Below are 12,377 nucleotides of genomic sequence, written 5' to 3'. Positions count from 1 at the left end.
CGCATGCGGGCGGTGGCACTGACCGGCGGCTACTGCCCCTCGTCGGCCCCCTCGGCCCGGCGCTTCGCGGCCGCCAGCGCGGCACCCCACGGATACTCCGTCGGCCCGCCTGAGCCCGGCGGGTTGGGCACGAAGCCGCCCTCCCCGTACAGGACCGTGACCCCCTGCTCGCGCAGCTCCGCGACGCTGCGGTCCAGTTGGCGGTGTTGGGCGTACGCGGAGTTCACGCACGGCATCGTCACCGTCGGGATGCCTTTGCCGATGCCCTCGGCGGCGACGCCCACCACGAAGGTGTGGGTGAGGCCGAGGGCCCAGGAGTTGACGCTGTTGAACGTCGCCGGGGCGAAGAGGATCACGTCCGCCCTGGGCCAGGCGTCCGGCTCGCCCGGGAGCTTGTACTCGCTGCGCACGGGATGCCCGGTGAGCGCGGCGAGCCCGTCGAGGCTGTCGTGCAGCCAGCGCGCCGCCGTCGGCGTCAGCCCGAGGCAGACGTCCCAGCCGTCGGCCTGCGCGGTCTCGATCACCTTCGCCACGTCGAACAGAGGCGGCGCGGCCGAGCCGAACAGGTACAGGGTCCGTGGGGTCATGGGGCCACCCCACCGCGAGGAGTCGATCACGCGCAACGGCCCCGCCCTACGCCTCGCGGCGCTCCGGGAGCAGCGGCGGCGCCGCGACCAGGCCGTCGGGCCAGGCGCCGGGACCCTGAAGCCGACAGCGGCTGGCACGGCGGTGCCCTCGTCGGGCGGAGGGTCAGCCTCGCCGCGCCGCCACGGCGCCCGTGTACGTCTCCCGCGTCAGGTCCTCCTGGCCGATGCCGAGTTCGGCGAGTACGGCCCGGACGTCGTCCAGGGCCGCGGCCACCTCACTCTCCTCCACCAGCGTCTCGACTTCCAGGAACGTGCCCTCGATCTCCGGCACCCGCACCAGCGTGGCGAGCATCCGTCGGCCGGACACCTCGAAGGCGTAGTTCCGGCACCGTTTCTCGAACGCGATCAGCACCACGTGCCCGAGTCCGCGCAGGATCGCGTGTGCCTGGTCGGCGTCCTCGACCCGGGTCTCGTACTCGGGCTTCGACCCGGACTCGTCGTCGACCGCCGCGCCTTTGTACGTGAGTACGGTGCGCGAGCCGTCCGCGCCCCGCACGGTACGCACCCGCAGCTCCTGGCCCGCCTCCTCCAGCGAGCCGTCCGGCCGGTCGTAGTACGTGTCCTGATACACCTCGACCCGCGCCACCGCGCGCGCGTCCAGCCGCCGCACGACCTCTTCCGGCTCACGGACCCGTGCCTTCAGCTCCGCTTCGACCACCTGCGGTTCCCTCCTCGTCAGTCCACCGCCGTCAGACCACGCGCCGCGCGCCGTCGATGACCGCCTCGAACATCCGCCGAAATCCCAGGTACAGGGGGCCGTGCGGGGTCTCCACACCCGCACCAGCGGGCCTGCTCCGCCTGGTCCGACCAGGGCACCCGGTGGTGTGACGCAGAATGTGTGACAGTGTCGCGGTGAGTGTCGCATTTTCGCGGGTGGATGGTTGGGGCACGGCGGTTTCGCCGACGGCGTCGCACCGCGGCGGCCGTTTCTCGTGCCCGAGCGGGTTCCGCGGTCAGGGCCTGCGTTGCTGCTCCGCCGTCACCGGACCGCGCGGGTGCGATGTCGCGGGCCGGTCCTAGCCCAGATGGGGTGCGGGGCGGTCTTCGAGGAAGTGCTGTAGGCGGAGTCGTTGCGTGTGGTGCATCGGCAGCTCCGGCAGTTCGTCCGGGGCGACGAAGCGCAGGTCGGTCGACTCGTCGGAGAGGGTCAGTTCGCCGCCGGTCACGCGGGCGGTGAAGCACACGTTGAACTGCCTGCGCACCTCGCCATCGGAGTACGCGATGACGTGCTTCGGATCGGTGTACGTGCCGACAAGCCCCGTGATCTCGACGTCGAGGCCGGTCTCCTCCCGCACCTCCCGCACCGCCGTTCCGGGCAGCGAGTCGGTCATGTCCATCCCGCCGCCCGGCAGGGCCCACAGACCGTTGTCGCGGCGCCGCTGGAGCAGGATGCGGCCCTGTTCGTCGGTGACGACCGCGGAGGCCGCCACGACGAGCGAGTTGGGCGCGGGCGCGTCGGGGTCGTCGTAGTACTCAGTACGGGCCACCGGGCCGCTCCTCTACGGGCTGGGCCGTGTCCCACACGGCGTCGAAGCTGGTCGTGTACGTATCGAACATCCCGCCGTTCTCGGTGCGGCGGATCAGCCACACGGGTGCTCCGTAGGCGTTGACGCCCCATACGTGGCTGTTCACGAGCATCTGATCATCCGCCCGGTACAACGAGTTGTAGAGCGTCGTCCCGTGGGTGCGGACCTCGATGCCTGCGACCCGGAGGAGTGGCCGGTAGTGCAGCAGTGCCAGACGGCAGCGGGATTCGATGCCGTGCCCGTACTGTTCCTCACGTCCGCGTGCCTGCACGTTGACGCTTTCCGCGTCGCCGAGTGCGATGCGTACCCTGCACCCTTGCGCTGCCCGCTGCATGAGCAGTTCGTTCCAGCGGGGGAATGCCTCGTGCAGGTAAACGGCTGCGTAGACCAAGACGTCGATGTGCTCGCGGGCCTGTCCGACGAGGTCGGCATAGGCCGATATGGGCAGTTCGGCGCGCTGGGGGTAGAGCGCGACGAGTTCGGGGCTGACGGCTCTCGCTTTGCGGGCCTGGCGGAGTGCTGGCCACAGGGCGTGGACGTCCTCGTCGAGGTGCTCGGCGGCGAGCAGGGCGGTCGCTCGTCGCGGTACCCGGTCGAGATTGACCCATCTTTCCACGCTCTTGGGATCGACCCGCACCTTCTCGGCGAGGGTCTCGTAGGTCCAGCCTTCGGCCAACACCGCTGCCCGGAGCCGCTCGTTCGGCATGCCTGGCTCCTTCCCTACGGACGCTCCCGAGGGACGTTGTACCGCCCGTAGGACGTCCTGAAGTGGTGGATGGCGGAGGTTCCTCCGTCCCGGGCACCCCCACGACGATCGCGGGACACGTACAAGCGACCCCGGCGACCGCGCGAACGGTCCCGGGGCGTGGCCGACTGATGAGGAGTCGACATGGACGAGACTACGACAACCCCCGCCGCCCTCACCTGGCTTACAGAAGCGCGGGCCGACGTCCGCAAGGCGCTCGCCGCCTGGGATCGCGCCGAGCTCGCGACCGTCGCCGTGGGGCGGGCCTGGGACGTCGTGTGCATCCCCCAGCGCGTCGGCTGGAGCACCATCCACCGGCTGCGGGCCGAGGGCGCGCCGCTGGGGCCGGTGCTGCACACCGCCACCCACGTCGAAGTCCTCGTACCCCGGGCACCGCCTCGTCCTGGTACGCCGAGCAGGCCGCGACCCTCGGCCCCGGCGACTTCGTCGCGGCCCCGGACCCGGCGGTCGTCGCCCCGCTGACCATCCGCGCCCGCTCCTGGATCGTCGCCCCCGCCGCGCCGTTGGTCCTCACCGACCCCGACGACCTGCGCGCCGCCTACCTCGCCCCGCACGAGGTGATGAAGAGGGTGACGAGGCGATGAACGCGGCAGCGGACCAGTACGACGCCTACCGGCGGCACCTCGCCACCTGCCCGCACCGGCACTTCGGGATCCTCGCCACCTGCGGTGAGGCGGCCCGGCTCCGCCGGGTGTGGTCGGGCGACGGCGGCGGCTTCGAGCCCGCGCCGCCCCGGGCGGGGACCACCGGCGATGCGTGACGTGAGCGGGGCGCTGCGGACCTCGGCGGCCCCGCGCCTGCCCGCGGGAGGCAGGCGCGGGGTCCGCTCCCGGCCTCAGTGCGCCAACGGGCCCTCCGGTGCCACCAGTTCGCGGGTGATGTCGGTGACCGCGCGGCAGCCCGTCAGGGTCATCGCCAGGTCCAGGTCCGCCAGCAGGCAGTTCAGGACGTGCTCCACGCCCGCCTGGCCGTCCAGGGCGAGGCCGTACACGTACGGCCTGCCCAGCAGGACGGCGTCGGCGCCCAGCGCCAGGGCCTTGACCACGTCCGTGCCGGTGCGGATGCCCGAGTCCATCAGGACCGGCACCTGAGGGCCGACCGCGGCCCGCACCGCGGGCAGCGCGTCCAGCGCCGCCACGCCGCCGTCGAGCTGGCGGCCGCCGTGCGTGGACACCACCAGCCCGTCCGCGCCCGCGGCCAGCGCCCGGCGGGCGTCGTCGGGGTGCTGGACGCCCTTGATGAGGATCGGCAGCGCCGTGCGCTCCCGCAGCCAGGGCAGGTCGTCCCAGGTGAGCGTGGGGTTGGCGGAGATCTTCGCCCAGTGGACCACGGCCGCCAGGTCACCGCCGTCCGCGGGGAGCTGGGAGCGGAACACCGGGTCGCTGGTGAAGTTGGCGATGCCCTCGCCGTGCACGAACGGGATGTACCCGTGGTCCAGGTCGCACGGCCGGTAGCCGAACGTGGGATTGTCCACCGTGACGACGAGCGCCGTGTACCCGGCGGCCTCGACCCGGCGTACCAACGACTCGGCGACGTCACGGTCGTTCGGCCAGTACAGCTGGAACCAGCGCGGCTCGGGCCCCGCCTGCTTCGCCACGTCCTCCAGGGAGTGCGAGGAGAAGCAGGACAGCGCGAACGGCACGCCCACTTCGGCGGCGGCCCGCACCGCTGCCAGCTCGCCGTCGGCGTGCGCCACCGTCTGCGCGGCCACCGGCGCGAGCAGCACCGGCGCGGCCAGGCGCTGGCCCAGCAGCGACACCGACAGGTCGCGCTCGCTCACGCCCCGCCACATGCGCGGCACCAACTGCCAGCGGTCGAACGCCGCCCGGTTGCGGCGGCCCGTCGCGCCGGTGCCCGCGTCGCCCGCGAGGTACGCGTGCTTCCGCGGCGGCAGCACGGCCCGCGCCGCCTCCTCAAGGGCCGTCAGGTCCGTGGACAGGGCGGGCTTGTTCCCCGCCATCCCGGCCAGGTAGATCTGCCGGACGAGTTCGGAGCGGGCCGGTGCGGGAGCCCCCGCCTGCGCGGGGGTGCCCGTGGTCTGGGGTACGGGGGTCGTCTCGGTCATGCCCGCCCCGCCAGGTCCTCGCGGATGGAGCGGATGAGCAGCGGCGCCGCCGGGGAGTTCCGCTCGGTGAGCGCGAAGTGCCCGCCGGGCAGCGGCTCAAGGCCGTAGCCGCCCGTCGTGTGCGCGGCCCAGCCCGCCATCTGCTCGGCGGAGTTCTTCGGGTCCTCCTCGGCGAGCAGCACCGTCAGCGGCGCGGCCACGGCGGCGCCGTCCGCGCAGCGGTAGCTCCGCAGCGCCTCGCTGTCGCCGCGCATCAGGCGCACCATCTCCGCGACCGTCTCCGGGTCGTTGAGCAGGGCCTCGGGTACGCCGCCGAGCCAGCGGACGTGCGCCACGACCGCGTCATGGCTGTCGTCCTCGTGCATCGGCGCGTCCCAGCGGGCCGACGGCGGCCAGGCCGCCGACGCGAACAGCCGCGCCGGAACCCCCTGCCCGGCCCGCTCCTCCAGGGCGCGGGCCGTCTCGAAGGCCACCAGCGAGCCGAAGCTGTGGCCCAGCAGGAACAGCGGCTTGTCGTCCAGCACCCCAAGGGCGTCCAGCGCCGTCGCCGCCCCGGCCGCGAGGGTCGCGACGTCCGGGGCGAACGGCTCGGCGCGCCGGTCCTGCCGCCCCGGGTACTGGACGGCCGCCAGCTCGACGTCGGCGGGCAGCGCCGCCGACAGGGCCGTGAAGGCCATGGCCGGGCCGCCCGCGTGCGGGAAGCACACCAGGCGGGCCGCCGCGTCCGGCTTCGGGTGGAACGTACGGATCCACGTGTTGCGGGCCGTGGGTGTCGTGGGTGTCGTGGGTGTCTTGGGGGTCGTGTGAGTTGTGTGGGTGGTGTGAGTCATGCGGGTCATGTCGCGGGTCCCCGTCCCTAGGAGCCGAGCTTGGTCAGCAGGGCGCGCAGCCGCTCGGACACGGAGTCGCGCACGCCGTCGCCGAGCTGGGTCTCGGCGAACGCCGACTCCAGCCTGGCCAGTTCGTCGAGCAGGGCCTGGGCGTCGCCCGGCTCCGCGCCGGACTCATCCTCGGCCTCCCCGCCCTCCGCGGGGAAGCCCTGCTCCGCCTTCAGGTGCGCCACCAGGTCCGCCGGGGTCGGCCAGTCGTAGATGAACGTCGCGGGCAGCTTCACGCCCGTCGCCGCGCCCAGGCGGTTGCGCAGCTCCACCGCGGTCAGCGAGTCGAAGCCGATCTGGTCGAAGGCGCCGTGCGGGTCGACGACCGCGCCGGACGCGTGCCCGAGGACCGCCGCGACCTCGCCGAGGACGGTGTCTAGGAGCCGGTCACCGGTCGCCGCGCCCTGCGCGGGCACCCCGGCCCCCGCCGCGACCGGGGCGGCCTTGGCCGCCGCCCGCGCGGGCACCAGGTTCCGCAGCAGCGGCGGGACGGGCGCCCCGCTCGCCGCCGCCTCGCGCAGCCCCTCCAGGTTCCACGCGGCGGCCACGGCCACCGCGCCGTCCCTGCGGACCGCCGCGTCCAGCAGCTCGATGCCCCGCTCCGACGTCAGCGGCGCCACGCCGATGCGGCCCATGCGGGTGATGTCGGTGTCGGTGAGCCCGGCGCCCATGCCGCCGACGCCCTCCCACAGGCCCCACGCGATGGACACGCCGGGCAGGCCCACCGAACGCCGGTACTCCACCAGGCCGTCCAGGAACGAGTTGCCCGCCGCGTAGCCCCCCTGTGCCGCCGAGCCCATGGTCCCGGCCAGCGACGAGAACAGCACGAACGCGTCCAGGCCCAGGTGGGCGGTCAGCTCGTGCAGGTTGAGCGCCGCGTCCACCTTCGGGCGCAGCGACCGGTCCAGGCTCCGCGGCGTCAGCTCCGCGAGGATGCCGTCGTCGAGGACCCCGGCCGCGTGCACCACGCCGCCCAAGTGCACGCCGTCGGCCGCGAGCGCGTCCAGGGCCGCGGCGAGCGCCGCCCGGTCCGCCGCGTCGCACGCCACCACGCGCACGTCCACGCCCCGGGCGCGCAGCTCGTCGATGTCCCGCTGGGCGTCGTCCTTCGGCGCGCCCCGGCCCATCAGGACCAGGCTGCGGGCGCCGTGCCCGTCCACCAGGTGCTTGGCCACGAGACGGCCGAGCCAGCCGAGGCCGCCGGTGATCAGGGTGGTGCGGGTGGTGTCCCACGGCTCGTCCGCGTCGGCCAGGGCGAGGACGACCTTGCCGATGTGCCGGGCCTCGCTCAGGTACCGGAACGCCTCCGGGGCGCGGCGGATGTCCCACACCGAGATCGGCGGGGCCTGGAGCGCGCCCTGCTCGAACAGGTCCAGGAGTTCCTGGAGCATGCCCTGGATGCGGTCCGGGCCCGGCTCGCGCACGTCGTACGCGCGGTAGTCGACGCCCGGGTGCGCCGCCGCGACCTCCGCCGGGTCGCGCCGGTCGGTCTTGCCCATCTCCAGGAACCGGCCGCCGCGCGGCAGCAGCCGCAGCGACGCGTCGGCGAACTCACCGGCGAGGGAGTTCAGGACGACGTCGACGCCCTTGCCGCCGGAGGCGTCGAGGAACGCACCCTCGAAGTCCAGGGTCCGCGAGGAGGCGATGCGCTCGTCGGCCACGCCCGCGGCCCGCAGCGCCCCCCACTTGCCCTGGCTCGCCGTCGCGTACACCGTGGCGCCCAGGTGCCGGGCGATCTGCAGCGCGGCGGTGCCGACGCCGCCCGCGCCCGCGTGGACCAGCACCGACTCGCCCGCGCTCAGCTTCGCGAGGTCCACCAGGCCGTAGTACGCCGTCAGATACGTCACCGGCACCGCGGCGGCCTGCTGGAACGACCAGCCCTCGGGGATGCGGCACACCAGGCGGTGGTCGGTGACCGTGTTCGGGCCGACGCCGTTGATCAGGCCCATCACGCGGTCGCCGGGCTTCAGACCGGTCACGCCGGGCCCGACCTCGACGACCACGCCCGCGCCCTCACCGCCGCCGCCGTTGTCGGAGGCGTTCACGTCCACGGAGGCGTGGATGACGCCGAGGGCGAGCAGCGCCTCGCGGAAGTTCAGGCCCGCCGCGCGCAGCCGCAGGCGGATCTGGCCCTCCTTCAGCGGCTCGGCGACCTCAGGCCACGGCTCGAACGACAGGTTCGCGAAAGACGACTTGGCGACGTAGTCCAGGTACCAGTTCGGCTCGTTCAGCGGCGGCCGCAGCGTGCCGCCGGGCTGCGCGGTGGTCAGGGCCGGACGGTAGGCGGTGCCGCCGCGCAGCGCCAGCTGCGCCTCGTCGGCGGCGACCGCGGCCGTCAGGGCGGCGTGCGCGCCCGCCGTGCCGTCCTCGTCGAGCAGCGCGAACCGGCCCGGGTGCTCGGCGTACGCCGACCGCAGCAGACCCCACACGGCGCGCAGGCCGAGCCGCGCGGTCGGCTGCTCGCCGTCCACGGCGACCGCGCCGCGCGTGACCGCCACCAGGCGCGTCGTGGACAGCCGGTCGTCGGAAAGGACGAGCTGAGCCGTCGTCAGAACGTGGGCGAGGGCGGCGCGGACGGCCGCCGGGTCGGGCGTCTCGTCGGCGGCACCGGCCGCGACGGGCAGCAGGATCACCTCCGGCGCCTCCTCGCCCTCGTCCAGGGCGGTCGCCAGGGACGCCTGGTCGGCATAGCGCCGGGGGACGACGCCGTGCAGCGCCTCGTCGGCGAACTCGCCGAGCACCACCCACGCGTCCAGATCGGCCTCCGCGGGCGGCGCGGGCAGCTCGGCGAGCGGTTCCCACGTCGGCACGTACAGGCCGTCCCGGTCGCCCGCGGTGGCCGCGGCGGCCGGGCGCAGCGCCAGCGACGCGATCGACGCGACCGGCGTGCCCGCGGCGTCGGCGACGTCCACCGAGATCGCGTTGCGGCCCGCGGGGGCGAGCCGCACGCGCAGCGCCGCCTGAGCGGTGCCGAGGGTGCGCGCCCCGTTCCAGGCGTACGGCAGCAGCGTCCTGCCGCCCGCCTCGGTCAGGCCGCCGAGCGACGACGGGTGCAGGGCCGCGTCGAGCAGCGCCGGGTGCAGCGCGTACGAGCCGGGGCCCGGCTGCCGCTCGTCGGGCAGCGCCACCTCGGCGAACACCTCGTCGCCGCGCCGCCACACCGCCCGCACGCCGCGGAACACCGGGCCGTACGTGAGGCCCTTCGCGGCGAGGTCGGCGTACAGCTCGTCCAGGTCGACCGGCAGCGGCTCCGCGCCCTGCGGCGGCCACTGCGCGAGGTCGGCGGGGGCGGCGTCGCCGGTGGACTTCGCGACGGTGCCGCCCGCGTTGCGCAGCCAGCCCTCCGAGGCGTCGGTGGCGGCGTCCGCGCGCCGCGAGTGCACCGTCACCGCGCGGCTGCCGGTGGCGTCCGGGGCGGCGAGGAACACCCGCAGCTGGACCTCGTCCGCGCCGTCCGCACCGCTGTCGGGGACGATCAGCGGCGCTTCGAGCAGCAGCTCCTCCACCACGTCGTAGCCCGCCTCGCGCGCGGCGCGCGCCGCCAGGTCGAGCAGCGCCGTGCCCGGCACGAACACCTGGTCGCCGACGCGGTGGTCGGCCAGCCACGGATGCGTCGCCAGCGAGACGCGGCCGGTCAGCAGCAGGCCGTCCAGCTCGGGCAGTTCGGCGGCGGCCGTGAGCACCGGGTGGTCGAGCGCCACCAGGCCCGCCGCGCGCACGTCACCGGAGACCACCGGCTTGTCCAGCCAGTACGGGCGGTGCTGGAAGGCGTACGTCGGCAGCGCGACGCGGCGCGCGCCCTGGCCCGCGAAGACCGCGGCCCAGTCGACCTCGCCGCCGCTGACGTGCGCCCGGGCGAGCGCGGCCAGCAGCGTGCGCGGCTCGGCGTGGCGGCGGCGCAGCGCGGGGATCAGCTCGTGCGCGGCGCGCCCGGCCCCCTCGGCGGCCAGGCAGTCGGCGGCCATCGCCGTCAGGTCGCCGGACGGGCCCATCTCCAGGAAGCGCACGCAGCCGTCGGCGGCCAAGGCGCGCACCCCGTCCTGGAAGCGCACCGCCTGGCGCATGTGCCGCACCCAGTAGTCGGGGTCCGCCAGCTCGTCGGGCTCGGCGGGGCGGCCCGTCAGGTCGGAGACCACCGTCAGCTCGGGGAAGCGGAACTCCAGGCTCGCCGCGAGGGCGCGGAACTCGGCCAGCGCGGGCTCCATCAGCGGCGAGTGGAAGGCGTGGCTGACCTTCAGCCAGGTCGCCTTGCCGCCCGCCTCCTCGAACGGCCTGATCGCCGCCGCAAGCGCCGCCTTCTCGCCGGACAGCACCGTCGCCGCCGGGCCGTTGACCGCCGCAAGGGACACCGAACCCTCGTACCCGGTGAGGAGCTGGACCGCTTCCTCCTCGGAGGCGCGCAGGGCCACCATCGCGCCGCCCTCCGGGAGGCGCTGCATGATCCGGCCGCGCGTGACGGCGAGCTGCGCGGCGTCCTCAAGGGAGAGGACCCCGGCGGCGTGGACGGCCGCGAAGGCGCCCACGGAGTGCCCGAGGACCGCGTCCGGGCGGACGCCCCACGACGCGAACAGCCGGAACAGGGCCACCTCGACGGCGAACAGCGCGGGCTGGGTGTACTCGGTGCGGTGCAGCAGGTCGGCCTCGGGGGTGCCCTCGGCGGCGAACACCACCTGGCGCAGCGGCGTCGCCAGGTGCGGGTCGACGGCCGCGCACACCGCGTCGAACGCCTCGGCGTACGCGGGGAACGCCTCGTACAGCTCCCGGCCCATGCCCGGGCGCTGGGAGCCCTGACCGGCGAACAGGAACGCCGTGCGGCCCTCGGCGGCCTTGCCGCGCACGGCGTCCGGGCCCGGCGTGCCGTCGGCGAGGGCGCCCAGCTGGGCGAGCAGGTCGGCGCGGTCGGCGGGGAACAGGACCGCGCGGTGCGCGAGGTGGCCGCGGGTGGTGGCGAGGGAGAAGCCGAGCGACGCCAGGTCGGCGCTCTCGTCGGCGGTCACGTGCTGGCGCAGCCGGTCCGCCTGGGCGCGCAGCGCGGCCTCGGAGTTCGCGGACAGGGCCAGCGGGACGGCGGGCAGCGGGGCCCGCGGCTCCTCGGCGGGCGCGGGCGCGGCCTCGGGGGCCTGCTCCAGGATGACGTGCGCGTTGGTGCCGCCGATGCCGAAGGACGACACGGCGGCGCGGCGCGGCCGGTCGACCTCGGGCCAGGCCCGCGCCTCGGTGAGCAGCGACAGGGTGCCCGTCGACCAGTCGACGCTCGGGCTCGGCTCGTCCACGTGCAGCGTCCTCGGCATCAGGCCGTGCTGGAGGGCCAGCGTCAGCTTGATGAGGCCGCCGACGCCCGCGGCGGCCTGCATGTGCCCGATGTTCGACTTCAGGGAGCCCAGGTACAGCGGGTTGTCCGCGGTGCGGGCCGCGCCGTACGTGGCGAGGAGGGCGCCCGCCTCCAGGGGGTCGCCGAGCGGGGTGCCGGTGCCGTGCGCCTCCAGGAGGTCCACGTCGGCGCCGGTGAGCCCGGCGGCGGTCAGGGCCTGCTTGATCAGGGCCTCCTGGGCGGGGCCGTTGGGCGCGGTCAGGCCGTTGCTGGCGCCGTCCTGGTTGACGGCCGAGCCGCGCACCACCGCGAGCACCGGGTGGCCGAGGCGCTGGGCGTCGGAGAGGCGCTCCACGAGGAGCAGGCCCGCGCCCTCGGCCCAGGCGGTGCCGTCGGCGGACGCCGCGAAGGACTTGCAGCGGCCGTCCTTGGACAGGCCGCGCTGGCGGCTGAACTCCACGAACGAGTTCGGCGTCGCCATCAGCGTGGCACCGCCCGCGAGGGCCATCGTGCACTCGCCGCGGCGCAGCGCGTTCACCGCCAGGTGCAGCGCCACCAGCGACGACGAGCAGGCCGTGTCGACCGTGATGGCCGGGCCCTGGAGGCCGAAGGTGTACGACACGCGGCCCGAGGCCACGCTGCCGGTGCTGCCGATCGTCAGATACGCCTCGTACTCCTCCGGGGCGGGGGACAGGCGGGCGGCGTAGTCGTCGTACATGGTGCCGACGAACACGCCCGTGCGGCTGCCGCGCACCGTCGCCGGGTCGATGCCCGCGTTCTCGAAGGCCTCCCAGGCGGTTTCGAGCAGCAGCCGCTGCTGCGGGTCGATCGCGTGCGCCTCGCGCGGGCTGATGCCGAAGAACTCGGGGTCGAACTGGGCGGCGTCGTAGAGGAACCCGCCCTCCTCGACGTACGAGGTGCCCGCGTGGTCCGGGTCGGAGTCGAAGAGGTTCGCCAGGTCCCAGCCGCGGTCGGTGGGGAACGGGCCGACCGCGTCGACCTCGTCGACGACGAGCTGCCACAGCTCCTGCGGCGAGGTGACGCCGCCGGGGAAGCGGCAGGCCATGGAGACGATCGCGATCGGCTCCTCGTCGCGCTGCCGGGCGCGGGCGTGCGCGGCCTTCAGCCGCTCGTTCTCCTTGAGCGCGGCCCGCAGCGCCTCGACGACCTGCTGGGGTGATGTG

At 74.9% G+C, this 12,377-nt stretch carries 8 protein-coding genes and 1 pseudogene; 2 read left to right on the top strand and 7 right to left on the bottom strand.

Annotated elements, in window-relative coordinates; genetic code table 11:
• Nucleotides 1–29 precede the first annotated feature (29 nt).
• The 4 genes from ACOBQU_RS09585 to ACOBQU_RS09570 all read right to left on the bottom strand — a co-directional run bounded on the left by ACOBQU_RS09585 (nucleotide 30) and on the right by ACOBQU_RS09570 (nucleotide 2,879).
• Nucleotides 30–587, bottom strand: a complete 558-nt coding sequence (locus ACOBQU_RS09585; protein WP_423625787.1) for a flavoprotein — start codon at nucleotides 585–587, stop codon at nucleotides 30–32.
• A 163-nt stretch (nucleotides 588–750) separates the two neighbouring features.
• Nucleotides 751–1,305: a class IV adenylate cyclase gene (gene cyaB / locus ACOBQU_RS09580; RefSeq protein WP_423625785.1), complete on the bottom strand. Its 555-nt coding sequence runs from the start codon at nucleotides 1,303–1,305 to the stop codon at nucleotides 751–753.
• Between the two features lie 358 nt (nucleotides 1,306–1,663).
• Nucleotides 1,664–2,134, bottom strand: coding sequence for an NUDIX domain-containing protein (locus ACOBQU_RS09575; RefSeq protein ID WP_423625783.1), 471 nt, complete (start codon nucleotides 2,132–2,134; stop codon nucleotides 1,664–1,666).
• A complete protein-coding gene (locus ACOBQU_RS09570) occupies nucleotides 2,121–2,879 on the bottom strand; it encodes an XRE family transcriptional regulator (protein ID WP_423625781.1) in 759 nt (252 codons plus the stop codon). The genes ACOBQU_RS09575 and ACOBQU_RS09570 overlap by 14 nt, the downstream gene beginning before the upstream one ends.
• A gap of 317 nt (nucleotides 2,880–3,196) precedes the next feature.
• Between ACOBQU_RS09570 and ACOBQU_RS09565 the strand changes: the two genes are divergently transcribed.
• Nucleotides 3,197–3,523, top strand: a complete 327-nt coding sequence (locus ACOBQU_RS09565) for a hypothetical protein (RefSeq protein WP_423625780.1) — start codon at nucleotides 3,197–3,199, stop codon at nucleotides 3,521–3,523.
• Nucleotides 3,520–3,699 carry a hypothetical protein gene (locus ACOBQU_RS09560; protein ID WP_423625779.1) on the top strand — a complete coding sequence of 60 codons (180 nt, stop codon included), beginning with the start codon at nucleotides 3,520–3,522 and terminating at the stop codon, nucleotides 3,697–3,699. Before ACOBQU_RS09565 ends, ACOBQU_RS09560 begins: the two co-directional genes overlap by 4 nt.
• A 75-nt stretch (nucleotides 3,700–3,774) precedes the next feature.
• On the opposite strand, the gene ACOBQU_RS09555 is transcribed toward ACOBQU_RS09560, so the two are convergent.
• The 3 genes and pseudogenes from ACOBQU_RS09555 to ACOBQU_RS09545 form a co-directional block, all read right to left on the bottom strand.
• Nucleotides 3,775–5,004: an alpha-hydroxy-acid oxidizing protein gene (locus tag ACOBQU_RS09555; RefSeq protein WP_423625777.1), complete on the bottom strand. Its 1,230-nt coding sequence runs from the start codon at nucleotides 5,002–5,004 to the stop codon at nucleotides 3,775–3,777.
• Entirely contained in the window at nucleotides 5,001–5,843 is an 843-nt protein-coding gene (locus ACOBQU_RS09550) for a thioesterase II family protein (protein ID WP_423625775.1), read from the bottom strand. Before ACOBQU_RS09550 ends, ACOBQU_RS09555 begins: the two co-directional genes overlap by 4 nt.
• 17 nt (nucleotides 5,844–5,860) lie before the next feature.
• A pseudogene (locus ACOBQU_RS09545) lies at nucleotides 5,861–12,352 on the bottom strand (type I polyketide synthase); the annotation flags it as partial.
• Between the last annotated feature and the right edge of the window lie 25 nt (nucleotides 12,353–12,377).

It is taken from the genome of Streptomyces sp. G45 (assembly GCF_049542095.1).
GTDB lineage: Bacteria > Actinomycetota > Actinomycetes > Streptomycetales > Streptomycetaceae > Streptomyces.
This window is presented reverse-complemented; position numbering and strand designations above follow the sequence as displayed.

Coding starts and splice junctions, on each gene's coding strand:
- ACOBQU_RS09560 (WP_423625779.1), top strand. CDS start 3,520: ATGAACGCGGCAGCGGACCAGTACGACGCCTACCGGCGGCACCTCGCC.
- ACOBQU_RS09585 (WP_423625787.1), bottom strand. CDS start 587: ATGACCCCACGGACCCTGTACCTGTTCGGCTCGGCCGCGCCGCCTCTG.
- ACOBQU_RS09555 (WP_423625777.1), bottom strand. CDS start 5,004: ATGACCGAGACGACCCCCGTACCCCAGACCACGGGCACCCCCGCGCAG.
- ACOBQU_RS09550 (WP_423625775.1), bottom strand. CDS start 5,843: ATGACCCGCATGACTCACACCACCCACACAACTCACACGACCCCCAAG.
- ACOBQU_RS09570 (WP_423625781.1), bottom strand. CDS start 2,879: ATGCCGAACGAGCGGCTCCGGGCAGCGGTGTTGGCCGAAGGCTGGACC.